The organism is Corynebacterium comes, assembly GCF_009734405.1.
Taxonomy (GTDB): domain Bacteria; phylum Actinomycetota; class Actinomycetes; order Mycobacteriales; family Mycobacteriaceae; genus Corynebacterium; species Corynebacterium comes.
On record NZ_CP046453.1, the window covers coordinates 2,392,303 to 2,417,321 of the forward strand.

The window sequence follows — 25,019 nt, forward strand, 5'->3', positions numbered from 1 at the left end:
CCGCGACCACACCAGTCACGGCAGTAGAATCATTCCTCATGACTTCTGCCACCGGCTCCCCTACGCCCGCCACCCTGCGGGAAACCCTCCAGCATCTGGCTCCCGGCACGGAGCTGCGGGACAGTCTCGACAGGATTGTGCGGGGACGCACGGGAGCGCTCATCGTCATCGGCGACGGTCCCGAGGTCACCGACCTGTGTGACGGCGGCATCGAGTTCGATGTGCCCTTCGCCCCGACCCGGCTGCGGGAACTGTGCAAGATGGACGGAGCGGTGATCCTGTGCGATGACGGTTCGCGGATCAGGCGGGCCAATGTGCAGGTGGTGCCGTCGCCGAGCTTCTCGACGTCGGAAAGCGGGACCCGCCACCGCTCCGCCGAGCGCACGGCACTGCAGTCGGGGCGTCCGGTCATCGCGGTGAGCCAGTCGATGAACGTGATCACCCTCTACGTCGAGGGCCAGCGGTATGTGCTGGACAGCCCGGCGACGATTCTCACGCGGGCGAACCAGGCGATCGGCACCCTGGAGCGCTACCGCTCGCGTCTGGATCACGCGAATCAGCGACTGTTCGTCTCGGAGATCAACAATTACGCCACGGTCGCCGATGTGGTGGCCGTGATGCAGCGGGAGCTGCTGGTCAAACGCGTCGGCATCGAACTCGACCAGAACGTCCTCGAGCTGGGCACCGACGGCCGCCAGCTCAACCTCCAGCTGACGGAGCTGCGGGGCGACAACGACCGCCAGATCGACCTGCTCATCCGCGACTATCTGGTGGCCGAGGGGCCGCCGTCCGACGAGGACGTCAAGGAGGCGACCCTGGCGCTCGATGCGCTCGCCGACGCCGATCTGCTCAAGCCCACCAACGTCGCCCGGATCCTGGGGCTGCCGGCGACGGAGGAGTCGCTGACGCAGTGGATCGTCCCGCGTGGCTACCGCGTGCTCAGCCGGGTGCCGCGGGTGCAGATGTTCCTCAAGCACAAGATCATCACGGCGCTCGGTGATGTGAAGGCGTTGCTGGCCGCCTCGGAGGAGGAGCTGGCCGAGATCGATAACGTGGGCAACCTGTGGGCCCGCCACGTCCATGAGGGGCTGACCCGGCTGACCTGATCAACCCAGATTGAAGGTGTGCGCGTCGGAGGGGTTGTCACCGATGACCGCATGGAGGAAGAAGGCGCCGGTGCCCACGTCCTGGCGGTTGGAGCACTGGCCCGGCTGAGAGCCGAGGCGCGACCAGACGGCCTGGAAACGGCGTTCATCACCGGCATCGAAAGTTTCCTCACCGGTCAGGATCGAGGGGAAGCAGTCGGTGTCCGCCCAGACGCGTGCGTTGGACTCCAGGTTGTAGACCTCGAAACGCAGCTGGTCCTCATCGAGGTTGATCTCACAGTCGGCCTCGGTGGGGTTGGTAACGGTCATGTAGAACGTGGGCTGGACGCCGGGGCTGTAGGAGGGGCGGTCGGAGGACGCCACGACCCGCAGGTCCGAGAGTTCACAGGCGTCCCGGCCCGCTGCCCGGGGCTCTTCGCTCTCCGACGCCTCGGTGGTCTTCGTCTCCGGAGCCTCGGTCTCCGAGGTGGTGTCCGCCTCCGATGTCGTCGCAGTCGTCGAGCTCATGGCTGCGGCAGTCGCGGTGCTCGTCGGGGTGGGAGTCGCGGCCCCCTCATCGTCGCCTCCGCCGGCGGAGGCCACCAGCCCCCAGACCAGCAGTCCTACGAGCACGAGGATCGCCACGGCCGCGGCGACGCGGCGGCGGACGTAGATCTCTTCGGGAAGTCGGCGGGAGCTGCTGTTGGTCACATCCACCACTCTAATTCCCGTGCTCTGGGACGGGGGTGAACCTGGGCTCCCCGCGTGTCCTGCTACTCGACGCCGTCGGAGATGACGTGCTCGACGGAGCCGTCCGAGAGCTTGTAGCGCAGGCCGACGATGCCGCAGCTGCCCTCCGCGATGCCGGAGCGCAGCGGGGCGAGACGGTGCTTGATCTGCACGACCGTCTCGATGATGTGCTGGCGTTCGAAATCATCGCTGCTGTTCATCCCCCGGGCGCGGGCCTCGAGGATGGAGGGGGCGACCTTCTCGATGAGGATCCGCTCCAGCCCGTTGGGGATCGTCCCCCCGGACAGGGCCTCCGCGGTGGCGGCGACCGCGCCGCAGGATTCATGACCCATGACCACGATCAGTTCCACGCCGAGGGACTTGATGGCGTACTCGAGGGAGCCGAGGACACTGGGGTCGAGGATTTCACCGGCGGTGCGGACGACGAAGAGGTCACCCAGGCCGACGTCGAAGATCATCTCGACGGGGACACGCGAATCCGAACACGAGAGGACCGCGGCACGGGGATACTGCCCGTCACGCAGCTCGGCGCGACGGACGATGTCCTGGTTCGGGCGTTCCTGCTGCTGGAGAACGAAGCGTTGGTTTCCGGCCTGCAGAGCATCCCAGACTGCCTGGGGTTCCTTGGCGACATCTTTCAGGGGCATGACCACGATTGTCGCACGGCGGCCTACACTCAACCAACATGTTCGTCTCTCCTCTGTTGACCTGGTTCGACCTCCATGAACGCCCCCTCGCGTGGCGCGAATCGGGAACCAGCGCGTGGGGCGTCCTGCTCAGCGAGGTCATGAGCCAGCAGACCCCGGTGGCCCGCGTGGAGACGGTATGGCGCGAGTGGATGGCCAGGTGGCCCGACCCGGCGACGTTCGCGCAGGCCGCACCAGATGAGGTGCTGCGTGCGTGGGGCAAGCTGGGCTATCCGCGCCGCGCGCTGCGGCTGCTGGAATGCGCGCGGCAGATCGTGTCGCTTCATGACGGCCGCGTCCCCGACGACGTCGACACGCTCCTGGCCCTGCCGGGAATCGGCGACTACACCGCACGGGCGGTGGCGTGCTTCGCCTACGGGAAGAATGTGCCGGTGGTGGACACGAATGTGCGTCGGGTGCACCGGCGGGCGGTGGAGGGGCGCTACCTGTCGGGGGCGGCGTCGAAAAGCGAACTGGTGGCGGTGGCCGAACTCCTCCCGAAGGACGGCCGCGGCCCACGATTCTCCGCGGCGCTGATGGAGCTCGGCGCGCTGGTCTGCACGGCCACCTCGCCTGCGTGCACCGAGTGCCCGCTGCGTGCGGGATGCGCCTGGGTGGCGGCCGGCAGCCCGCCGCCGGGGGCGGATGAGCTGGCGAAGAAGAAGGTGCAGAAGTTCATCGGCACCGATCGACAGGTGCGCGGGCTGATCATGGACGTCCTGCGCGGCAGTGACGTGGCGGTGCCACAGGCAGCCATCGACGTCGTATGGCCGGACGGTACGCAGCGCTCACGCGCCCTGTACTCGCTGCTGGAGGACGGACTGGCGGAGCAGGACGACCGGGGCTACTTCCACCTGCCGCGGTAGTTCAGGCCACCGGGCAGGTCCAGCCAGATGCCGCCGCGGCTGTTGATGGTCACCGGGCCGATGCGGGTGGAGGCCGACGCCCCGGAACCCGAGAGGTTCAGCCAGCTGTTCCTGCCCAGCTTCTTGCGCTTGCGATAGGTGATTCCCACGGTGTCTGATCTCCTTCTCGGTCACGGTGCTGGAAACGTGTTCCTGAGTATAGGGGTCTTCTGACCCTGCCTGCCGGATTCACTCCCCGCCCAACTTCTCCAGAACATCCGTCTCGGCGGGGTCCCCGTCAAAGATGGACCCGGTTGTCCTCGCACTCAATCGGGCGCGGACGAGCCTGTAGGCGTCGTGCGGCAGCGGGTAGTGGTACGCCAGGGGAACCACTGCCTCGACGTGGGTGACATAGTGATTCATGAAGTCGTTGACCCTGGCCTCACGGAGCGAGTCCGTGGCCACGTAGACGAACAGCGGACGGGACAGCGGATACCGACCGTCCTGCGTGTTCTCCCTGGTGGGGGCCACCCTCTCGACGGCGAGGTTCTTCAGTTCGCGTCGGATCTCGCCGTCAGTGGCCAGATAGTTGCCCACCTCCATGAAACCGATCCCGTTGGGATCCTCTGCGATCCACGCGCTGAGCTGATCAATCTCGTCGGTTGCCTGGTAGTCCCTCCGGATCCGACCCTCCTCACCGAGGAGCCGGTCCCTGAAGAACTCCAACGTCCCCGAACCCTCCGGCCGACCGTAGAGTCCGATCTCCTCATCCGGCCAGGCGGGGTTGAGATCGGACCATCGTCTCACCGTGCTGTCCGCCGACCACAGGTCCTCGAGCTGGGCCAGCGAGAGATCATCGACGACATCCAGGCCATCGTTGACCACAAGGGTCACGGCACCCAGCGCTACGGGCAGCTCAATGTAGTCGACCCCGTTGTCCTGGCACATCCGCTGGTAATCCACGGTGGCGGCCCGGCCGGGGATGGGGATCGAGGCATTGTTGATGTCGGTCTCTCCCCGGCAGAACCGGTCGAAGCCGTCGGTGGTGCCTTCCGCCGTGATCTCCACGCGGGCCCCGGCCTGGTGTGCCATAGTCTCGGTGATCGGTTCAACGGAGGCCGAACCGGAGATGAGGATCGGCGGCTCGTCGGTTGCCGTGGCGCAGGCGGACAGCGAGACACCGACGAGGACGATTGCGCAGGACAGGGCGAACATGTTCTTCATTGCTCAGAGCACCACCGTAAAAAGGATGAGCGTGCCGGGGATGATCAGGAACACCAGGAGAATCCAGCCCACAATGTACAGCGTATTCTCTGTGCCGAGTCTGGCGAGGAATGAAGCAGCCCTCGGTGGGAGCTTCCGGAGCCCCGGGGTGAGCAGGATCAGGGTTGCAGCCATCAGGTTGTAGAGCAGGTGGACCAGCGCCGCCTGAAGCGCCGCCTGTCCCTCGATGCCGCTGAACCCGAAGGCGGCGATCAGAGCGGTCACGGTGGTACCGATGTTGGCGCCGACGACAAAGTGGAAGATCTGCTGCAGACTGAACTTGCCCGTGGCCGCGAACGGCACCGCCAACGAGGTCGTGGTGGTCGAGGACTGGACCAGCATGGTGACGAAAGCCCCGGAGAGAACGCCCGTCAGTGCGCCGCGGCCGATCGCATAGTCGAAGACCCTCTGCGCCCTGCCCACCAGCAGCTCCTTGAGCATCCTGCTGATCAGGGTGATCACCGCGAGGATCAGCAGGACACCCACCACCACAAGAGTGACGCCGCCGGTCACCTTGTCCAGGGGCGAGACCGCCCACTCCAGCAGGAGCACACCCGGCTTGGTCAGGTAGCCCACGCCGGTGCCCACGCCCTCAAAGACCCGACCCACGGGACCGGATTCCTCCCCCGAGACGTTCCCGGACACCCGGCCGGAGAGCCGTTGGAGCGGAGAGAACGCCAGTTCGAGGGGAAAGAAGATCAGCACAGAGAGCATGTTGTACATGTCATGCACGCTGGCTGCGGCGTAACCGCGGCGGAACATCTCCTTGTCCTTGGCCATCGCCAGAGCGACCAGCTGGGCCGTCAACGTGGTGCCCACGTTCGCTCCGAAGAGGATGGGGATGGCGATGTGGATCGGCAGACCCCCCGCGACCAGCCCCACGGTGATCGACGTGGTGGTCGTGGAGGACTGGGTGAGCACCGTCGCCAGAACACCGATCATCAGTCCGATGAAGGGGTTCTCCGCGAACTGGAACAACTGCTCCGCACGATCACCGGCGGCAGTGCGGAAACCTGAACCGATGGCACCGACTGCTGTGATGAGCACCCCGACCGCCACAATGACGACCGCCCAGTCGATCACTGTCTTCGGGGTGCCGCTCAGCCGGAGGAAGCCGAGCGGATAGCTCCCGCCTTTCACGGCCGGGGCACGGCGGTCGAGGAAGTGGTCATGGGTCTGCACCTGCATTTCCGAATCGGTGCCGTGCGACACTCCAGCATCAGAGTCGCGGACGCCCGCTCAACGTCGAACCCACCTGGAAGCTGGCATTTCCTTGGAACAGAGCACATCGAAACCTGGGAAAATTCTAACACGCAGAAACGCGTCCGCCCTCCCCATTCCGGTCAGTACCGGGATGGGGAGGGCTGGACGCGGGCGCCTCAGATACCGCTACGGCTGGGGCTGAGCGCTACCCGCACCGGCCGGACCCTCATCGGGGCCGGCGGTGGACAGGTCATCGGTGATCTCCGGAATGTCCGGGACGTCCGAGGTGATGATGTCCGCCTCGACGTCACGCACGGCTTCGGCAGCTTCCGGGGAGATCTCCGAGAAGGTTCCCTCCGGCAGTGGCTTCGGGCGCGGGGTGAAGGTGAAGGAGGCACCGTCGGTGTCCTTCGACTCTCCGTCCCAGCCGTCGACGTCGACCGTGACGATCTCGCCGGCACCGAGCTCGCCGAAGAGGATCTTCTCGGACATCGTGTCCTCGATGTCACGCTGGATGGTGCGACGCAGCGGACGGGCACCGAGCACGGGGTCGAAACCACGCTGGGCCAGGAGGGCCTTGGCCTTGTCCGTAAGTTCGATACCCATGTCCTTCGCGGCCAGGGCCTTCGCCACCCGGTCGATGAGCAGTTCGACCATCTGGACGATCTGCTCCCTGGTCAGCTGGTGGAAGACCACGATCTCGTCGATACGGTTGAGGAACTCCGGTCGGAAGTGCTTCTTCAGCTCGTCGTTGACCTTGTTCTTCATCCGGTCGTACTGCGCGACCGAATCGGTCTCGTTGCTGCCGGTGAAGCCCATGCCCACGGCCTTCGAGATGTCCTGGGTACCCAGGTTCGAGGTGAAGATGATCACCGTGTTCTTGAAGTCCACGACACGGCCCTGACCGTCGGTGAGACGGCCGTCCTCGAGGACCTGCAGGAGGGTGTTGTAGATCTCCTTGTGCGCCTTCTCGATCTCATCGAAGAGCACGACGGAGAACGGCTTGCGGCGGACCTTCTCGGTGAGCTGGCCGCCCTCCTCGTAGCCGACGTAACCGGGGGGAGCGCCGAAGAGACGGGACGCGGTGAAGCGGTCATGGAACTCGCCCATGTCGATCTGGATGAGGGAGTCCTCATCGCCGAAGAGGAAGGCCGCGAGAGCCTTCGACAGCTCCGTCTTACCCACGCCGGACGGGCCGGCGAAGATGAAGGAACCGGAGGGACGCTTCGGGTCCTTGAGACCGGCACGGGTACGACGGATCGCACGCGAGACCGCCTTGACTGCCTCGTCCTGGCCGATGATCCGCTTGTGCAGCTCATCCTCCATGCGCAGCAGTCGCGAGGACTCCTCCTCGGTCAGCTTGAACACCGGGATGCCGGTCCAGGCACCCAGGACCTCGGCGATCTGCTCCTCGCCGACCTCCGCGATCTCCTCGAGATCACCCGAGCGCCACTGCTTCTCCTTCTCAGCGCGCTCCTCCCCCAGCCTGCGCTCCTTGTCGCGCAGGCCGGCGGCCTTCTCGAAGTCCTGTGCATCGATCGCCGCCTCCTTCTCGCGGCGGACGTCGGCGATACGATCATCAATCTCACGCAGGCCCTCAGGGGCGGTCATGCGCTTGATGCGCATGCGGGCGCCAGCCTCATCGATGAGGTCGACAGCCTTGTCCGGCAGGAAACGGTCGTTGATGTAGCGGTCCGAGAGGTTCGCCGCAGCGACCAGTGCACCGTCGGTGATGGAGACACGGTGGTGAGCCTCGTACCGGTCACGCAGACCCTTGAGGATCTCGATGGTCAGCTCGACGGAGGGCTCCGGCACCTGGACCGGCTGGAAACGACGCTCCAGGGCGGCGTCCTTCTCGATGTGCTTGCGGTACTCGTCCAGCGTGGTCGCACCGATGGTCTGCAGCTCACCGCGGGCCAGCTTCGGCTTCAGCAGCGAGGCGGCGTCGATGGCGCCCTCGGCGGCACCCGCACCCACCAGGGTGTGGATCTCGTCGATGAACAGGATGATGTCACCGCGCTGGTTGATCTCCTTGAGCACCTTCTTCAGGCGCTCCTCGAAGTCACCGCGGTAGCGGGAACCGGCCACCAGGGAACCCAGATCGAGGGAGTAGACCTGCTTGTCCTTGAGGGTTTCCGGCACCTTGCCGTTGACGATGTCCAGGGCCAGGCCCTCGACGACCGCGGTCTTGCCGACGCCGGGCTCACCGATGAGAACCGGGTTGTTCTTGGTACGACGCGAGAGCACCTGCATGATGCGCTCGATCTCCTTGTCACGGCCGACGACCGGGTCGAGCTTGCCTTCCCTGGCCGCCTGGGTGAGGTTACGGCCGAACTGGTCGAGAACCAGCGAGCTGGAACGGTCACCGGGACCGCCCTGTCCGGGCTGGCCACCACGGGCCGCACCGGTACCGGCACCGACCGGACCTGCACCGGCCTCCGGGGTGGCCTCCGGGTTCGCGCCCTGGCCGCCCTCGTAGCCGGAGAGCAGCTGGATGACCTGCTGACGCACGCGCGGCAGGTCAGCGCCCAGCTTCACCAGCACCTGGGCGGCCACGCCCTCACCCTCACGGATGAGTCCGAGCAGCAGGAACTCAGTGCCGATGTACTTGTGCCCCATCTGAAGCCCCTCGCGGAGCGAGAGCTCCAGGACCTTCTTGGCGCGCGGAGTGAAGGGGATGTGGCCGGTATGCGGCTGGGTGCCGTGACCGATGATCTCCTCAACCTCCTGGCGCACGGCGTCCAGCGAAATGCCCATGGACTCCAGAGCCTTCGCCGCCACACCCTCGCCCTCGTGGATGAGGCCGAGCAGGATGTGCTCGGTGCCGATGTAATTGTGGTTGAGCAGCCGCGCTTCCTCCTGCGCCAGCACGATGACGCGGCGTGCACGATCGGTGAACCGTTCAAACATGTCGTTACCCCTGTCTTTTGTGCCTAACTTGTCATCCACTCTAACGCGCGGGAGTAGCAAACTATTTGCACTCTTCCATGTCCCGCGCCAATGCTGCGCTGTATGCGCAGGTCACGGGCATGTACGCCTTTAGCGAACATCGTCAATATTCCTCGATCGACGGGAAGCCGCGACGCTTAGCCGCCGAACTTGTAACGTCGGCCACATGCGCTTCCTCAACGACACCGCCCCGCCCCATGAGCTGACCTACTCCGACGTGTTCATGGTGCCGTCACACTCGGAGGTGCGTTCCCGCTTCTCGGTGGACCTGTCCACCGACGACGGCTCCGGGACCACGATCCCCCTCGTCGTCGCCAACATGACGGCGGTGTCCGGACGGCGGATGTCGGAGACGATCGCCCGGCGCGGTGGCATGGCGATCCTCCCGCAGGATGTGCCCGCCGACATCGCCGCGGAGACGATCGCGCGGGTCAAGGGGGCACATCTGGTCTACGAGACGCCGATCATCGTCAAACCGCACCACACTGTCGGCTACGCCCGGAACCTGCTCCACAAGCGTGCCCACGGAGCGGCCGTGGTCGTTGACGGCGAGCGCCCCATCGGTCTGATCACCGCCAAAGATCTCTTCGACTCGGACAACTTCACCCAGGTCCACACGCTGATGGCCACCTCGCTGATGACCCTGCCCGACGGCATCTCCCCCCGGGACGGCTTCGATGCGCTGGTGGCCGCCAGCCGCAAGCTCGCACCGGTGGTGGATTCCGAGAATCGCCTCGTCGGACTGTTCACCCGCTCCGCCGCGCTACGTTCCTCCGTCTACCGGCCCGCCGTCGACGGGTCGGGCCGGTTGCGGGTCGGCGCGGCGATCGGCATCAACTCAGACATTGAGGCGGACGTCGAGAAGCTCATCGACGCCGGTGCCGACATCCTCGTCGTCGACACCGCGCACGGCCATCAGCAGTCCATGCTGGACGCCCTCCGGCGGGTCCGCGCGTTCGGAGTGGAGGTGCCGGTGGTGGCCGGAAACGTGGTGACCGCGGAGGGCGTGCGTGATCTGGTGGCGGCGGGGGCGGACATCGTCAAGATCGGCGTCGGGCCGGGCGCGATGTGCACCACCCGCATGCAGACCGGCGTGGGCCGACCGCAGTTCTCGGCCGTTCTGGAATGCGCCGCGGCTGCCCGGGAGCTCGGCGCCCATGTGTGGGCCGACGGCGGCGTGCGCGATCCGCGCGACGTCGCCCTGGCGCTGGCGGCCGGCGCGTCGAACGTGATGATCGGATCCTGGTTCGCCGGCACCTTCGAATCCCCCGGGGACCTGCACATCGACAGTGACGAAAGAATGTACAAGGAGTCCTTCGGCATGGCGTCCCGACGCGCCGTCGAACGCCGCAACACCGGCGTCGCGGCCTTCGAGCTGGCACGTCGGGCGATGTTCGAGGAGGGTATCTCCACGGCGCGGATCTACCTCGACCCGCGCGACGGTGGCGTCGAGCACCTGGTGGACCGCATCACGTCCGGTGTGCGTTCCGCGTTCACCTATGCGGGAGCGGCTGATCTGGTGTCATTCCGGGACCGCGCGGTCGTCGGCGTGCAGTCGGACGCCGGCTTCGTGGAGGGCAAGCCGCGGGGCTAGCGTCAGCTTCAGGCGGCCTGCCCCTCCTCCTGCTGCTCCTCCGCCACCTTGGTGACGAAGGGGCTGGCCACCAGGACGAGGATCGCCATGACGCCGGCCACCACGAAGGCGGTGTGCGCACCGTCGGCGGTGGCCTGCGACAGGCCGACGCCCCGGTCGCGGGACGCCTGGGTCCCGAAGGACAGCGCCGCGATGAGCACCGCGGTGCCCGTCGCCCCCGCCAGCTGCTGCAGGGTGTTGAGGATCGCGGAGCCGTGACCGTACAGGCGGGAGGGCAGGGAACCCAGCGCGGTGGTCATCAGCGGGGTCATCATCAGTGCCAGCCCCAGGGAGAAGACGATGTGCATGGTGACGACCTCAGCGACGGTGGAGTGGATGCCCAGGCGGGTCATCGCCCAGACCCCGCCGGTGAGCAGCAGGGCGCCCGGAATGAGCAGGGGGCGGGGGCCGACGGAGTCGTAGAGCCGACCGATGAAAGGAGCCAGCAGTCCGGAAGCCAGACCACCTGGCATGAGCATCAGGCCCGTGACCAGAGCGGAGATCCCGAGGCCGGTCTGCAGATAGATCGGCAGGACCATGATCACGCCGAGGAGGGTGCCCATCACCAGCAGCGCGACGACGACGGAAACCGTGTAGTTACGGATGGTGAACGGGCGTAGATCGAGAAGCGGGATCTCGAGCCTGAGCTGACGCCACACGAAGGCGACGAGCGCCAGGACGCCGATGACCGCCACCACGAGCGCCATCTGCAGGTTCGTACCCAGCGTGCTCAGCGCGTAGACCAGACCGCCGAACGCCAACGCCGCGAGCACCACGGACGGCGGGTCGAAGGGCGCGCGGTTGGTGTCACCGATGTTGCGGATGAAGAACCCGCCCAGGAGCAGCGCAATGACGATGAGCGGGACCACCAGCCAGAACAGCCAGTGCCACGTGAAACGGTTGAGGATGAAGCCGGAGACCGTCGGACCGAGCGCCGGGGCGACCGACATGACGATCGAGATGATGCCCATGATCGAACCCCGCCGGTTCGCGGGAACGACAGTGAGCGCCACCGTCATGAGCAGCGGCATGATCAGGGCCGTGCCGACCGCCTGGACGATGCGGCCGGCCAGCAGAATCCCGAAGGTCGGTGCGGCGGCTGCGACGAGCGTGCCCACCAGGAAGCTGGTCACCGCCGCGAGAAAGACCTGCTTGGTGGAGAATCTCTGCAACACCCAGCCGGTCATGGGAATGACCACCGCCATGGTCAGCATGAAGCCGGTGGTGAGCCACTGGGCGGTGGTTGCCGGAATGTCGAAGTCCGCCATGATCGACGGCAGCGCCACCGACAGGATCGTCTCGTTGAGGAACATCACCAGCGCCGAACCGACCAGCACGGTGAGAATGACCTTCACCTCGGCCGACAGACCGGGTGCGGTGTTTTTCGTGGAACTCAAGCTGAAACCTTCCGGAGGGCCCTGAACAAAGATGTTCACTGTAGCGCTCCGGGTAGGACGACGCCATCTGGCCTGAACCCGGGGCCGAATTACACGAAGATGACGGCGACCGGGACCATGCCGGCACCTCCGTGACCGTGGAGGCTCATCGGCGGGGATACGGGCGGAGACCATCCAGATGGATGTCCCGGAGGGGCAGGTGAAGTGTGCCACCACTTCCGAAGGTGTGGGTGCGGCTACGCAGAACGGCGGAGATGGGCCGGAGGTTCCTCGAGAAGCGTGAGACGCAGGAGGCGGAGGAAATCACATTCCTCGCCGTCGACGGCGTTCAGGTGGCTCGGGGCAATACGGAGGACCCTGTAACCGCGGTTGGTGAAGAATTTCTCGCGGTCCCGCTCGGCCCTGATCGTGGCCCGGAGATCTTCGGGGCTGTGAGACCGGTACTTCACGAGTCCATCAACCTCCACCACGATCCAACCGTTGATGAGGAAGTCAACGACGTAGAAGCGCTTTCCCTCCTCGCGGTCAAACCTCACCTGTATTTCAACGGTTTCCACTCCGGGTAGATCAGCCTCCTCGAGGATCAGCCGTGCCCGGGTCTCCTGTGCGCTGCCTGAATTCTGAACGGAAAGCTCAACCGCCTCCCGGAGCACCCCGATTCCGCGTCGGCGGCGCAGTGCGACAATTTCCTTAAGCAGCGAACCCCGGGTGATTCTGCTCCATCGCGCACGAGCTGAGTCGATGGCGACAACCGTCGCATGCAGATTCTCATGGCACGCGATATCAAGGAAAGTGCTGATCAGGCCGGTAACGCGGATGCCGTGACATTCCCGGACGTCCCTGGTCGGCAGGTGCCCGTAGCGGTAGGTGACCCCGTCAGGCCATAGTTTCGGCGACTTCGGGGTGCCTCCGTCCGGGAGGTAACACGGCACCGTACTTTCGACGCCCAGTGTCTGGAGTCCCCACAGTCGCGCAGCGGCCTGTCCCCCGATCACCGCCTTGTCCATGGTCATCCCCACCGCGAACGCCCTCGCCGTCGCACGTTCCCAGGGTGGCAGCCTGTCGTAGACACCCCTGTTGACCACGACCTCCGCCGTCAACCGGCGCAGAGTCCCGTCCGTCAGCTGCTCCAGGACGTCTCGGTCTGAAATCTTCAGTCTCGTGAGATTGATCAACCCGTAGATTTCCCCCCAGTTCTCCATGCGTCCCACTATCGACGATGCCCTCCTGCCGAGCAACGGTCATCCGACATGGAATGCCTGTGACTGTGGATAACCGGGGATTGTCCACAGTTCGGCCTCGGCCGGGTTGCAGGGTCAGGTGAAGCGTGGTCCGGGGAGACACGCCGACTTCGCTACGACGACTTCGCGCCAATAAACCCGGACATCACAGTGATGGCTGGTGGCGTGATGTCAGGTTTGACGCACGGTGAGGGTGACGCCGGGACCTGGCCGGATCCCGACTCCGCCTGAATTACTTCTGTTCCGGCTTGACCAGCGGGAAGAGGACGGTTTCGCGGATACCCAGGCCGGTCAGCGCCATGAGCAGGCGATCGACGCCCATGCCGCAACCGGCGGTCGGGGGCATGCCCTGTTCCATGGCGGCGAGGAATTCCTCGTCGAGGATCATGGCCTCCTCGTCGCCCCCGGCGGCGAGGCGGGCCTGGTCGGCGAAGCGTTCGCGCTGGATGACCGGGTCGACGAGCTCGGAGTAGCCGGTGGCCAGTTCGAAGCCGCGGACGTAGAGGTCCCACTTCTCGGTCAGACCCGGCTTGGAACGGTGCTGGCGGGTGAGCGGGGAGGTCTCGACGGGGAAGTCCTTGACGAAGATCGGGCCCTGCAACCGGTCCTCGCAGAGCAGCTCCCAGATCTCCTCGACGAGCTTGCCGTGGCCCCAGCCGCCGTCGCTGGGGACTCCGAGGCCGACGACGTCGGCGATCGCCTTGAGCTCGGCGACGGTGGAGTCGACGGTGACCTCGGGCTGGCCGGGGAACCTCTTCTGCAGTTCCTCGTTGAGCGAGGGGTACATCTCGATGACGGGCCACTCGCCGCCGAGGTCGAACTCGGTGCCGTCTGCCCAGGTCACGGTGGTGGAGCCGAAGACCTCGAGAGCGATGGCCTGCACGAGGCCGCGGATCATGTCGGCGCCGTCGGTGTAGTCACCCCAGGCCTGGTAGGTCTCCAGCATGGCGAACTCGGGGCTGTGGGTGGAGTCGCTGCCCTCGTTGCGGAAGTTGCGGTTGACCTCGAAGACACGCTCCAGGCCGCCCACGACGGCGCGCTTGAGGAAGAGCTCCGGCGCGATGCGCAGGTAGAGGTCAAGATCAAAGGCGTTGGAGTGGGTGATGAAGGGTCGTGCGGCAGCGCCACCGTGGAGGGTCTGGAGCATCGGGGTCTCGATCTCGTAGAAGCCCTCGGACTCGAGGTGGTTGCGCAGTGCGCGCATGACCTTGATGCGGGTCAGCGCGGCATTGCGGGCCTGCTCACGCATGATCAGGTCGGTGTAACGATGACGGACGCGGGTGTCCTCGCTCAGGTCGGCGAAGGCGACGGGCAGCGGGCGCAGGGCCTTGGCCGCCATCTGCCAGGTGGTGGCCATGACGGAGAGCTCGCCGCGTCGAGAAGCAATGACCTTGCCGCGGACGGACACGAAGTCTCCGAGGTCGACGTCGGCCTTCCAGGAGTCGAGGGACTCCTGTCCGACCTCGGCCAGGGACAGCATGGCCTGCAGCTGGGTGCCGTCGCCGGCCTGCAGGGTGGCGAAGCAGAGCTTGCCGGTGTTGCGCATGAAGATCAGGCGGCCGACGACGGCAACCTCGACCTCAGTCTCATCGCCGGCGGCGAGGTAGGTGACGCCCTCGGCCCGCTCCGGCTCCTCCCCCTCGGCGACGACGACGAATTTCTCACGCAGCTCACTCAGGGAGATGGTGCGGTCGACGGTGACGGGGTAGGGCTCGACGCCGGAGTCGAGCAGGCGGGCACGCTTCTCGCGGCGGATGCGCAGCTGCTCGGGAAGATCGTTGCCGGTTTCGGCCTTATTTGCCTGGGAATTCTTCTGCTCGCTCACGGTCACCAAGGATAGTCCACGGGTCCCCCTGCTGCGGAAACGGGCCACCACGTCCATTCGGGTAGAAATCTGATATCACTTAGATTAATCTGATATCAGATACTCTCCCACCCCGGAAGGACTCCACCCCATGTCAACACCACACCCTGCCGCAGAAGTAGCCGACCGTCCCGTCGGACATGATGGCGCGAAGGTGACCATCACAGAGAAACCGGGCTGGACCGCTGGTGCGGGCGCTGCAGGCGCCCTCATCCTCACCCTCCTCATCCTCTTCCCGGGCGGCATCGGCCTGTTCATCTGGGGAGTGGAGCGTGACCGGGCCGCCGGAATCGCACTCGGCGTCGTGGCCGTCCTCATCTCCGTCATCCTCGCCCCGATGATCCGGGTCATCTCCCCCGGCCACACCCACGTGGTCCAGTTCTTCGGCCGCTACCTGGGCACCAACCGCCGCACGGGCCTGTCCCTGATCCCGCCGCTCGCCTACTCCACCAAGGTCAGCGTGCGGGTGCGCAACTTCGAGACCAACGAGATCAAGGTCAACGATCTCAACGGCAATCCCGTGATCATCGGCGCGATCATCGTCTGGCAGGTCGCCGACACAGCCAAGGCCACCTTCGCGGTGGAGAACGTCGAGGAGTTCATCCACTCCCAGTCCGAGTCCGCCCTACGCCACGTCGCCACCTCCCACCCCTACGACGGCGGCACCGCCCAGCTGCCCTCACTGTCCGGCTCCACGGACCTGGTCTCCCGGGAGCTTGCCGACGAGGTCGCCGCCCGGGTCAAGGTCGCCGGCCTGGAGATCATCGAGGCCCGCATCTCCGCCCTGTCCTACGCCCCGGAAATCGCCCAGTCGATGCTCCAGCGACAGCAGGCCGCCGCAATTGTCGACGCCCGCGAGACCATCGTCGAGGGCGCCGTCACCATGGTCGAGTCCGCCCTGGCCCAGCTCGAAGCCAAGCAGATCGTGGACCTTGACCCCGAGCGTCGCGCGGCCATGGTGTCCAATCTCCTGGTCGTACTGTGCTCCGACTCAAACCCCCAGCCGATGATCAACACCGGCAGCCTGTACACCTAGAACCATGGCACGCAAGAATCTCGCCCTGCGCATCGATCCGGCCGTCCACGAGGCCATCGCACGCTGGGCAGACGACGAAACACGCAGCGTGAACGCTCAGATTGAGGTCATGCTGCGCGATTCCCTGCGTAAGGCAGGCCGCCTGCCCCGCGATGTCGGCGAGCTCCCCCGGCGCGGGAGGCCACCGAAAGTCGAAGGCTAGTCGGGCGCCGCGAGCGGAGGCATGGGGCAGGTGGGACACTGGCCCCATGGACTCTTCCACCTTCGACGTCATCGCCACCGCCGTCGCCGGCTCACTGCTCGTCGTCGGCGTCCTGGGCACGGTCATCCCCGTCCTCCCCGGTTCCATCCTGACAATCATCGTCCTGGTCACGTGGGCATGGCTGATCGGCACCACCGTGTCATGGACGGCAGGGCTCATCGGCGTGGCCCTGGCCCTGATCGGGATGAGCGCCTCCCTCGTCCTGACGGGACGCCAGATGCGCGCGCATCGCATCCCCAACGGTCCGGTACTGGTCGGTGTCGTGGTGGGCATCGCGGGAATGTTCATCATTCCGGTGATCGGCCTCTTCCTGGGCTTCGCCCTCGGCCTGCTGCTCGCAGAGTTCACCCGCCGACGCGATCTCGCCGCCGCCTGGCGCTCGTCGCTGGCCGCCATGAAAGCCATGGGCCTGGGGATGCTGCTCGAGTTCGCCTGCGCGTCGCTGGCCGCGTTCGCATTCGTCGTCGGAGCCCTCATCCACTTCTTCGGATGAGGGCGTGACGTCCTAGCCCAGCAGCCAGTCGTTCGGGGAGAAGAGCTCGAAGCGGACGGACTTCGGAGCCTTGTCGTCCGGCAGCTTCGCCAGGTCGTCGCGGACGGCCTGGAGGAAGGCGTTGCCGCCGCAGAGGTAGACGTCCGCGCCGCTGAGGTCGTGCTTCGCGACGTCGACAAGCACTCCCTCGGTGCGGTAGCAGGCCTCGGCCTGCACGTTCGGCAGCTTCTCCAGGAGCGTGGTGGTGTGTGCGCGCTGGGCGTGGAGCGCCTCGGAGTCGTCGGCGTGCAGGTACAGCGTCGGGCGCTCGGAACCGGTGCGTGCCAGGTAGCTGAGCATGCCCACCATCGGGGTGGAGCCGATGCCGGAGGAGACCAGGACCAGGGGATCGTGACCCTCGCCGCTGTCCAGGACCAGGTCACCGGCGGCCAGGGTTGCCTGGATGGTGTCGCCGACGTTGACCTTCTCGCGGAGGTGGGTCGAGACCTCGCCCTCGGTCTCCACGGCGATGGTGTAGCTGCCCGGCCGCTGCGCGATGATGGAGTACTGGCGGAGCTGGCGCGCGCCGTCCTCGAGTACGACGCCGATGGAGGTGTACTGGCCCGGCAGGGGCTTGGTCAGCTCGCCCTCGAGGACGTAGACGGTGACGTGGTCGGAGATCGCGTCCTTCTCCACGACCGTGACCTCGCGGAAGACGTCGCCCGGCCTGACGCCGTCGGAGGCGTAGAGCTCCTTCTCGAAGGTGATGAGCACGTCGGCCATGATCCAGTAGACCTCGCTCCACGCCCCGGCCACCTCGGCGGTGACGACGTCCGCGCCGAGCACCTCCACGATCGCGGCGAAGAGGTTCTCGTAGACGACCTGGTACTGGTCCTCGGTGATACCGAGCGACACGTGCTTGTGGCCGATGCGCTTGAGCAGGTCCACCGGGTCCGGGGCATCCGGGTTGACAAGCATGGAGGCGAACGTGGCGACGGAGGCGGCCAGCGCCTTCTGCTGCTCGCCCGACTTCTGGTTGCCGCGGTTGAAGGTGTTGGCCAGCAGCTCGGGGTGCTTGCCGAACATGGTGCGGTAGAAGGTCTTGGCGATGGTCCCGATGTTCTCGCCGACGGCGGGCAGGGTGGCCTTGATGATCTCCTCGTTCTCCGGCTTCAGATGGCGGTCACGGGAGGTGGGCTCAGTGGTGACGAACAAAGTGGTCTCACTCCTTGGGGGGTGGTCGGTGACGGTTCGCCACGATATTACACAGTTATTCCTGTGTTAAATAGGTCTTTTTGGGGCGCCCCTACCCCCGTTCACCAACTCTTCTTCTAGATATCACCATGGGGACACCTGCCCTCCTTAAGGTCCCATCAGTCTCAATTGTTAATTCTCAGACTCCGGAGGACACCATGACCCTGAAGGGTCTCAATCTTTTCAGCAGCAAATTCACCTCTTCCCGCAGCTCCGTCACCTGCACCTACAAGTGCGGCAACGCCTGCTTCGGCGAGTGTGAGAACAAGTCGGACAACCCCTACTTCGGCGACATGATGTCCCGCCGCTCAGCGCTGAAGGCCGGCAGCCTCACCGTTCTCACAGTCGGTGGCGGCGCCGCAATGGCCTCCCTCGCCCCCGCCGCAGCAGCTGCCCCCTTCGGCTCTTCCGCAAACGCAGGTTCATCCTCCGGCAACCCCCTGCTCGACTCCGCCAGGGGCATGCAGTTCGCCCCGGTCGCCCCGAATCAGAAGGACCAGGTCGTCATTCCGGGCGGCTACCAGCAGTCCATCCTCATCGCCTGGGGTGACCCGGTCATCGAGGGCGCCCCGGCCTTCGACGTCAACAAACAGACCCCCGAGGCGGCTGCCGGGCAGTTCGGCTTCAACAACGACTTCGCCGGCCTCCTCGATCACCCCACCGACCCCAACCGCATGGTCTACGTGGCCTCCCACGAGTACACCACCGAACCGCACATGCATCCGGGCTACGACCCCGCCAACCCGACCCGGGAGCAGGTGGAGATCGGCTGGGCAAACCACGGCATGACCGTCCTCGAGGTCTCCAAGTCCGGCCGCACCGGCGAGCTCAGGCGCGAGTTCGGCCCGCTCAACCGCCGCCTCACCGCCACCAGCGAGTTCCGCCTCACCGGACCGGCCGCCGGCTCCGACTTCGTCAAGACCTCCGCGGACAGCTCCGGCGAGATCGTCCTGGGCACCCTGAACAACTGCGCCGGCGGCGTCACCCCGTGGGGCACCGTCCTCTCGGGCGAGGAGAACTTCGACCAGTACTTCGCCAACTCCGCCTCCGTCACCGACGAGCGCACCCGCAAATCCCTGGACCGTCTGGGCATCCCGAAGGGTGGCTCAGGCCGCAGGTGGGAGCTTTTCGACGACCGCTTCGACGTCTCCAAGGAGCCGAACGAGGTCAACCGTTTCGGTTACATCGTCGAGCTCAACCCCTTCGACCCCAACTCCACCCCCGTCAAGCACACCGCCCTGGGCCGCTTCAAGCACGAGGCCGGCAACATCCACATCACCGACGACGGCACCGTGGTCTGCTACTCCGGCGATGACGCCCGCTTCGAGTACCTCTACAAGTTCGTCTCCTCCCGCAAGATGATCGAGGGCGACCTCGACCACAACATGTCCATCCTGGATCACGGCACCCTGTATGTCGCTGTGATGGAGGGCAACTCCCCCACCGCCGAGATCGACGGCTCCGCGCAGCTCCCCGCCGACGGCGCCTTCGACGGCTCGGGCCACTGGGCGCCGCTGCTGACCGTGGACGAGGACGGCAACGCCACCTCCCGCATCGCCGGCTTCTCCGCCGAGGAGGTCGCCATCTTCACCCGGGAGGCCGCCGACGTCGTCGGTGCCACCAAGATGGACCGCCCCGAGGACGTCGAGGCGTCTCCGGTCACCGGCAAGGTCTACATGGCCCTGACCAACAACAAGTACCGCGGCGCAGCCGAGAAGTCCCTGGAAGGCGTCACCGAATACGCGCCGGTCAAGGAGAACAAGAACGGCCTCGTCATGGAGATCGACGACGACCACGCCGGCGAGCGCTTCACGTGGAACCTCATCCTGGTCTGTGGTGATCCGGAGGAGGCTTACACATACTTCGGCGGCTTCGACAAGTCCAAGGTCTCCCCGATCTCCTGCCCGGACAACCTGGCTTTCGACGAGTACGGCAACCTGTGGATCTCCACCGACGGCAACGCCCTCGGCTCCAACGACGGTCTCTACGCCCTGACCGTCGAGGGCCCGAACCGAGGCGAGCTCAAGTGCTTCCTCACTGTCCCGAACGCGGCTGAGACCTGTGGCCCGATCGTCGACAGGCAGCGCGTCCTCGTCAACGTCCAGCACCCGGGCGAGACCGACGATGCCTCCATCGAGAACCCCGCCTCCCACTGGCCGGACGGCGGCAACTCCATCCCGCGCCCGGCTGCGGTCGTGGTGTGGAAGGCCAACGGCGGCGAGATCGGCGTCAAGTAGCGACACCTGAAAGCCCTGACACCATTCCCGAACTTCCGGGTTTTCCCGGAGGAACACGGTGACCCGGGAGACCGGGGATGGCACAGGAAGTGGATCAACAAAGACGAGCTCTCGTCCGATGTCACATCGTACGAGAGCTCGTCTTTGTGTTCTCCCAGGTCAGCGAGTTCAGGCGTCGAACGCGATGTCACATCGGACGAAGCCTCGCCTCATCCGACCGGGGCCAGCCCCTACCCCTCGATGTTGCGGAAGCCGATGCCCAGCGGCAGGCCGACGTTGTCGATGAGCCGCACCCCGCCGATGTTCGCCGAGACGAGCAGGCGGGCGTCGCCGATCTCAGGTGCGTCCCCGAGGTCCAGGCCGCGGACCTCCAGGTAGTCCGCGACCACGCCGACCGTGTCGAGGACGCTGCGGGCGACCTCGAGGACGGCCTCGGCCCCGTGCTCAGCGGCATAAGCCCCGGCGGTCAGGGCCGCGGACAGCGCCACGGTCTGCTCACGGGCGGATTCCGCGACGCCCGCGTTGCGCAGGGAGACGGCCAGACCGCCGGGCAGGCGGACGACGGGAACACCGTGGAGCTTCAACGGCAGGTGCAGATCGGTGATGGCGGCCTGCAGGGCGCGCATCTGTTCGTAGTCCTTCTCCCCGACGACCACGTCGGAGGGGCCGACAATGTTGATGAGGGTCAGCTCGAGGGTGAGCTGGCGGGCGACCTCGTCGACGGGCTCGAGGTCCAGGTCGACGGGCTGGACCAGGGTCCGCAGGCCGCGGGGCCAGAGGGCGTTCTGGTCATAGCGGAAGACGGCGTCCACGCCCTCAGCAGCGAAATCTGCTGGCACGTCCTCGCCTGCCCAGGCGACGATGACCACCGCGCGCGGCAGCCGCCGGGCAGCTCGCACGAGCGCGATATGACCGGCGTGCAGGCCCACCCCCAGGGGAACGAGCACCACCGGTCGGCCGCTCCTGCGCATGGCGCGGGCCAGAACGGCGATCTGTTCGGCCTCGAATTCGATGGCCTGACCTGGTGTGAAGCTCACAGTTTCTCCTCTTGAATTGCCCAGAGCTCGACGTCCTGGTTGTGCTGGGTTTCGGCGACACGTCGGGAAGCCTGCCGGAAGGCGCGTGCCTGGCCGGGGTTGTCGATGGCCTCCCACTGCGCGCGCAACCCGGCGACGTCGGGAAGGTGACGAAGGGTGCCCAGCGTATCGGCGATGTCGCTGGCCTCCTGGGCGGTGCCCAGGACGTCGGACAGCAGACGCACCGCGTCCTGCCGGAGGGTGTGCACGACCCGGACGTACGTCACGGCGGCGCCGGCGCGGAGCCGCTCGGCGTCGGTGAAATGGAAGCCGCTGGCACCGATCTCGCCCACGAGGAGGTCGGAGATTGTGTCGCCGACCTCGTCGACCGTGGTCACGGCCCACCGCTGCGGGCCCAGCTCGCCGAGCGCCATCACGACTGCGCCGGTGACCTCGAGCGGATCCATGATCTGCACGCCGTGGGACAGCGAGGTGTGCACGAAGATCTGGCCTCGACGCGACCGTTCCGCGAGCTTCTCGACGGCCGCCTCCAGCAACGACTCCCGCACCTCCAGGATGACCATGTCGAGCTCTTCGAGGCTCGGCGGATCGGGGTCGTAGTCGAGGTAGTAGACGTCGTGTCCGACCTGTGCGAGCTGGTCAGGCAGGGTGGACAACCGAGTGTCGCCGTAGACGCCGACCCGCATGCGGGGTGCCTGCACCTCTACTCCTGGTCGTCCCGGGAGCGTGCCAGCAGCTCGGCGACGGAGACGCCCTCGGTCTTCTCGTCGCGCCGACGCCGACCCCGACGGTCCTCCTGCTCGGTGATGGTCTCCTGCTTGACCACCGGGGTGGTCTCCGGCTCGGCCGCCGGCTCCGGCTCGGCTGAGTGCTTCCTGCCACCACCGGCCCAGCTCACTGCCTGGAAAGAACCGGTGTCGAAGACGCGGGTCTCATCCATCTCCTCGCGCCGGGCATTCTCCGCGATGAGGTCCGCCAACGGATTGGCCTGCGGGCGGGTGGGCTGCTGGCCGAGTCGGCCGGTGACGGCATCCAGGGAGGGCGCGCCGGTGATGCGGCCGTCGACCTTCGGCGGCTCAGCGGGCTCGGGGATCTCGGACTCATCAGGCTCGTCGAACTCCGCCGGGTCGGAGAAGGTCACGCGCTCAAGTTCCATGATTCGCTGCGCCTCGGCGCGCAGAGCGGCGGGCTCGTACTCGAATTCGCGGCCGGCCAGTTCCTCCAGCTGAGCGCGGATGCCGGCGAGTTCCCGCTGGATGTCCTTGAGAACCTCCGTGTCCCGGGCGTGCTGCTGATCGCGCAGCTCCAGCGCGCGGGTATCCGCACGAGCCTCGCGCTCGGCGCTGGCGCGGGCGACCTCGACGTCGTGGAGCTCTGCGTGGTGGGAGAGTTCACGGCGGGCGGTGTCTGCCTCCCGACGGTAACGGAACACCAGGAAGAAGCCGAGGATCGCCGCCCACAGGGCCGCGAGCAGGGCGAGTTTGAGAGCACCGTCGCTGTCCGTGAACAGCATGACGATACTCGCGATAAAGGCGAGGACGACCAGCCCGACCAGCATTATCTGACCGCGATCCACACCACCTGACGTCTGCTCCTCATTCATGGGCTCTACTCTAACCAACTGGTTCCCCTTCGGCGGGTGGCGGTGCCTCGCAGTGTCGTTCGAGATAGACACCGGCCGCGGAAAGGGCGATGCCACCCACGGCACTGGCGGCCACACCAGGCAGATCGTCGCCGGCTGCGGCGAGCTCACCGATCTGCGGGACTATGAAACTGCCGATGCCCAGGTACACGCCACCGACGATCGCCCCCGTCCACGCGGAGGCCTTGCCGATCACCAGGAACATCGCCGCCGTCAGGGGATTGAGCTGACTGCGGTCCTGGCCGATGCGGCCGCCCGCCATCTGATCACGGACCTTCCAGGCGAAGTAGACGCACACCGCCGCCATCACCCAGAGGAAGATGGACACGGTGACGGGAACCGTCATCATGGAACCGTAGAACCGCCAGGTGAGGATCGCCGCAACGGCAGCGGTGAAGCCCCCTGCGGCGACGAGCCCTACGATCGGTGTGCGCTGCATGCCTACAGTCTCCCCGCCTCGACGATTCCCGCCACCTCAGCCGGGTCCAGTCTGGCGATGAGCTCGACGACGGGGATCCCGCGCAGCGCGGCGGAAGGGTCCGCGGCCAGCCACGGCACGAGCACGAATGCCCGCTCGTGGGCGAAGGGGTGCGGGAGCGTGAGCACGGGATCATCGGAGATCAGCTCCGCCGGATCGATGACGGTGACCACGTCGACGTCGAGGGTGCGCGGCCCCCAGTGACGTTCCCGGACGCGTTCAGCGGCATCCTCCAGCCGCTGACCGCGACGCAGCAGTTCCAGCGGGGTGGAGTCGACGTCGACGATGAGCACGGCGTTGAGGAACTCCCCCTGGTCGGTCACGCCCCACGGCGGGGTGGCGTACACCGGGGATGCCGCGACGATCTCACCACGGAACTCTTCGGCGACCCCGCGCAGCAGAGTCCACCGGTCGGCCATGTTGGAGCCGATGGACAGGACAGCACGCATCAGGCGTTCCTGAACTGGGCCTGCGAACGGCGTGAACGACGCGCCACCACCGCCACATCGGCGAAGGTGTGCGGGATGGGTGCGTCAGGCTTGTGGATGGTCACCTCGACGGCGTGCAGCAGCCCGAACGTGGCCATCGCGTGGTCCGCGATCTCCACGGCGACCGTCTCGATGAGGTCGCGCGGTTCGCCCTGCACGACCGACACCGCGATCTCGGCGAGCTCACCGTAGTTGACGGTCAATGACAGATCATCGGTGGCCGCTGCCTCGGCGACGTCCAGCCAGCAGGTGACGTCCACGATGAAGGTCTGGCCGTCGCGCTTCTCCTCGGGGAAGACCCCGTGGTAGCCGAAGCATTCCAGACCCCGGAGTTCGATGCGGTCAGCCACGGGGGCCTCCCGAATTCCAGGCTGCTGCGACATCGACGGCGTCCCGGGACACCGGCACATTGTGCACGCGGACACCCCACGCACCCATCTGGGCGGAGATCGCCGTGACGGCGGCGGTGGCCGGGTCGGCGTCGGCGGGGACGCCGACCAGGCCACGGTCAGCACGCACAGAAGCGAGGAAACGCTTGCGGGAGGCTCCCACCAGCACGGGGAACTCACCGGCGATGAAGGAGGGCAGCGCGTGGAGCAACGCCCAGTTGTCCTCCCTCGACTTGGCGAAGCCCAGCCCCGGATCCAGCACGATGTTCTCGCGCGATACGCCGGCAGCCAGGGCGTTGTCGACCAGGCGGCCGAGGCTCTCGTGGACGTCACGCACCACGTCGTCGCCATGATCTGCCCGACCGGCGGCGTCGCCGAACTGGACGGTGCGCCAGTGCATGAGGCACACGGGCAGGTCGGTGTCCGCCATGACGCGGTACATCTGCGGGTCTGCCAGGCCGCCGGAGACGTCGTTGATCATGGCGACTCCCGCCTCCGCGGCGACCGCCGCGACGGAGGCACGCATGGTGTCCACGGAGGTGGGGATCCCCTCCTGGGTCAGTGCCCGGATGACGGGGGCGATGCGTTCGGCCTCGACCTCGGCGTCGACACGCGTGGCGCCGGGGCGGGTGGACTCACCGCCGACGTCGATCATGTCGGCGCCCTGTGCCACCAGCTCCCGTCCGTGGGCGATGGCTGCATCGATGTCCAGCCACTGCCCGCCGTCGGAGAAGGAGTCCTCCGTGACGTTGACGATGCCCATCACCAGACACCGGTCCGGCACCGTCAGATCGTTGACCCGCATGTG

The 25,019-nt window shown here is 66.5% G+C and carries 24 protein-coding genes; 7 read left to right on the forward strand and 17 right to left on the reverse strand.

What is annotated here, in order from left to right:
* Positions 1-38 precede the first annotated feature (38 nt).
* Positions 39-1,106 (forward strand): DNA integrity scanning diadenylate cyclase DisA, encoded by a 1,068-nt coding sequence (gene disA / locus CETAM_RS11465; RefSeq protein ID WP_156228965.1) that lies wholly within the window; start codon positions 39-41, stop codon positions 1,104-1,106.
* Here disA and CETAM_RS11470 read toward each other — a convergent pair whose 3' ends face one another.
* Both CETAM_RS11470 and CETAM_RS11475 read right to left on the reverse strand, forming a co-directional pair.
* The gene (locus CETAM_RS11470; RefSeq protein WP_156228966.1) at positions 1,107-1,796 is read right to left on the reverse strand and encodes a hypothetical protein; all 690 of its coding nucleotides are present in this window, start codon (positions 1,794-1,796) and stop codon (positions 1,107-1,109) included.
* A 62-nt stretch (positions 1,797-1,858) separates the two neighbouring features.
* Positions 1,859-2,482, reverse strand: coding sequence for a carbonic anhydrase (locus CETAM_RS11475; RefSeq protein ID WP_156228967.1), 624 nt, complete (start codon positions 2,480-2,482; stop codon positions 1,859-1,861).
* Positions 2,483-2,520: 38 nt separating this feature from the next.
* Here CETAM_RS11475 and CETAM_RS11480 point away from each other — a divergent pair, with 38 nt between their 5' ends.
* Entirely contained in the window at positions 2,521-3,387 is an 867-nt protein-coding gene (locus CETAM_RS11480; RefSeq protein ID WP_156228968.1) for an HhH-GPD family protein, read from the forward strand.
* Here the strand turns inward: CETAM_RS11480 and CETAM_RS11485 are convergent.
* The 4 genes from CETAM_RS11485 to CETAM_RS11500 form a co-directional block, all read right to left on the reverse strand.
* A complete protein-coding gene (locus CETAM_RS11485) occupies positions 3,366-3,536 on the reverse strand; it encodes a DUF4236 domain-containing protein (protein ID WP_156228969.1) in 171 nt (56 codons plus the stop codon). The genes CETAM_RS11480 and CETAM_RS11485 overlap by 22 nt on opposite strands.
* 79 nt (positions 3,537-3,615) lie before the next feature.
* The gene (locus CETAM_RS11490; protein WP_156228970.1) at positions 3,616-4,590 is read right to left on the reverse strand and encodes a substrate-binding domain-containing protein; all 975 of its coding nucleotides are present in this window, start codon (positions 4,588-4,590) and stop codon (positions 3,616-3,618) included.
* A gap of 3 nt (positions 4,591-4,593) precedes the next feature.
* Entirely contained in the window at positions 4,594-5,817 is a 1,224-nt protein-coding gene (locus CETAM_RS11495; RefSeq protein ID WP_156228971.1) for a Na/Pi symporter, read from the reverse strand.
* 201 nt (positions 5,818-6,018) lie between these two features.
* Positions 6,019-8,742 carry an ATP-dependent Clp protease ATP-binding subunit gene (locus CETAM_RS11500; RefSeq protein WP_156228972.1) on the reverse strand — a complete coding sequence of 908 codons (2,724 nt, stop codon included), beginning with the start codon at positions 8,740-8,742 and terminating at the stop codon, positions 6,019-6,021.
* A gap of 205 nt (positions 8,743-8,947) precedes the next feature.
* On the opposite strand from CETAM_RS11500, the gene CETAM_RS11505 reads away from it, so the two are divergent.
* The gene (locus tag CETAM_RS11505) at positions 8,948-10,375 is read left to right on the forward strand and encodes a GuaB1 family IMP dehydrogenase-related protein (RefSeq protein ID WP_156228973.1); all 1,428 of its coding nucleotides are present in this window, start codon (positions 8,948-8,950) and stop codon (positions 10,373-10,375) included.
* 8 nt (positions 10,376-10,383) lie between these two features.
* Here the strand turns inward: CETAM_RS11505 and CETAM_RS11510 are convergent, their stop codons facing one another.
* The 3 genes from CETAM_RS11510 to lysS all read right to left on the reverse strand — a co-directional run bounded on the left by CETAM_RS11510 (position 10,384) and on the right by lysS (position 14,877).
* Positions 10,384-11,811: an MDR family MFS transporter gene (locus tag CETAM_RS11510; protein ID WP_269076379.1), complete on the reverse strand. Its 1,428-nt coding sequence runs from the start codon at positions 11,809-11,811 to the stop codon at positions 10,384-10,386.
* A 236-nt stretch (positions 11,812-12,047) separates the two neighbouring features.
* Positions 12,048-13,013: a PDDEXK family nuclease gene (locus CETAM_RS11515; RefSeq protein WP_156228974.1), complete on the reverse strand. Its 966-nt coding sequence runs from the start codon at positions 13,011-13,013 to the stop codon at positions 12,048-12,050.
* A 271-nt stretch (positions 13,014-13,284) separates the two neighbouring features.
* Complete coding sequence (gene lysS, locus CETAM_RS11520) at positions 13,285-14,877, reverse strand: lysine--tRNA ligase (protein WP_231587484.1); 1,593 nt, start codon at positions 14,875-14,877, stop codon at positions 13,285-13,287.
* Between the two features lie 130 nt (positions 14,878-15,007).
* Between lysS and CETAM_RS11525 the strand changes: the two genes are divergently transcribed.
* Genes CETAM_RS11525 through CETAM_RS11535 form a run of 3 tightly spaced genes read left to right on the forward strand, consistent with a single transcriptional unit; the run spans position 15,008 to position 16,707 of the window.
* Positions 15,008-15,952: an SPFH domain-containing protein gene (locus tag CETAM_RS11525; protein WP_156228976.1), complete on the forward strand. Its 945-nt coding sequence runs from the start codon at positions 15,008-15,010 to the stop codon at positions 15,950-15,952.
* A gap of 4 nt (positions 15,953-15,956) precedes the next feature.
* Entirely contained in the window at positions 15,957-16,154 is a 198-nt protein-coding gene (locus CETAM_RS11530; protein ID WP_156228977.1) for an Arc family DNA-binding protein, read from the forward strand.
* A gap of 46 nt (positions 16,155-16,200) precedes the next feature.
* The gene (locus CETAM_RS11535; protein ID WP_156228978.1) at positions 16,201-16,707 is read left to right on the forward strand and encodes a DUF456 domain-containing protein; all 507 of its coding nucleotides are present in this window, start codon (positions 16,201-16,203) and stop codon (positions 16,705-16,707) included.
* Positions 16,708-16,719: 12 nt separating this feature from the next.
* Here CETAM_RS11535 and CETAM_RS11540 read toward each other — a convergent pair whose 3' ends face one another.
* Entirely contained in the window at positions 16,720-17,901 is a 1,182-nt protein-coding gene (locus tag CETAM_RS11540; protein WP_156228979.1) for an NO-inducible flavohemoprotein, read from the reverse strand.
* Positions 17,902-18,098: 197 nt separating this feature from the next.
* Between CETAM_RS11540 and CETAM_RS11545 the strand changes: the two genes are divergently transcribed.
* Positions 18,099-20,177, forward strand: coding sequence for a PhoX family protein (locus tag CETAM_RS11545; RefSeq protein WP_156228980.1), 2,079 nt, complete (start codon positions 18,099-18,101; stop codon positions 20,175-20,177).
* A gap of 230 nt (positions 20,178-20,407) precedes the next feature.
* Here CETAM_RS11545 and CETAM_RS11550 read toward each other — a convergent pair whose 3' ends face one another.
* Genes CETAM_RS11550 through folP form a run of 7 tightly spaced genes read right to left on the reverse strand, consistent with a single transcriptional unit; the run spans position 20,408 to position 25,016 of the window.
* Entirely contained in the window at positions 20,408-21,214 is an 807-nt protein-coding gene (locus CETAM_RS11550) for a pantoate--beta-alanine ligase (RefSeq protein ID WP_156228981.1), read from the reverse strand.
* Positions 21,211-21,915 (reverse strand): 6PGD fold domain-containing protein, encoded by a 705-nt coding sequence (locus tag CETAM_RS11555; protein ID WP_156228982.1) that lies wholly within the window; start codon positions 21,913-21,915, stop codon positions 21,211-21,213. Before CETAM_RS11555 ends, CETAM_RS11550 begins: the two co-directional genes overlap by 4 nt.
* Before the next feature lie 2 nt (positions 21,916-21,917).
* Positions 21,918-22,817 carry a DUF6779 domain-containing protein gene (locus CETAM_RS11560; RefSeq protein WP_156228983.1) on the reverse strand — a complete coding sequence of 300 codons (900 nt, stop codon included), beginning with the start codon at positions 22,815-22,817 and terminating at the stop codon, positions 21,918-21,920.
* A gap of 10 nt (positions 22,818-22,827) precedes the next feature.
* The gene (locus CETAM_RS11565; RefSeq protein ID WP_156228984.1) at positions 22,828-23,295 is read right to left on the reverse strand and encodes a DUF3180 domain-containing protein; all 468 of its coding nucleotides are present in this window, start codon (positions 23,293-23,295) and stop codon (positions 22,828-22,830) included.
* A gap of 2 nt (positions 23,296-23,297) precedes the next feature.
* The gene (gene folK / locus CETAM_RS11570; protein WP_156228985.1) at positions 23,298-23,783 is read right to left on the reverse strand and encodes a 2-amino-4-hydroxy-6-hydroxymethyldihydropteridine diphosphokinase; all 486 of its coding nucleotides are present in this window, start codon (positions 23,781-23,783) and stop codon (positions 23,298-23,300) included.
* Positions 23,783-24,172 carry a dihydroneopterin aldolase gene (gene folB / locus CETAM_RS11575; RefSeq protein ID WP_156228986.1) on the reverse strand — a complete coding sequence of 130 codons (390 nt, stop codon included), beginning with the start codon at positions 24,170-24,172 and terminating at the stop codon, positions 23,783-23,785. The genes folK and folB overlap by 1 nt, the downstream gene beginning before the upstream one ends.
* Positions 24,165-25,016, reverse strand: coding sequence for a dihydropteroate synthase (gene folP, locus CETAM_RS11580; protein ID WP_156228987.1), 852 nt, complete (start codon positions 25,014-25,016; stop codon positions 24,165-24,167). The genes folB and folP overlap by 8 nt, the downstream gene beginning before the upstream one ends.
* Positions 25,017-25,019: the final 3 nt, after the last annotated feature.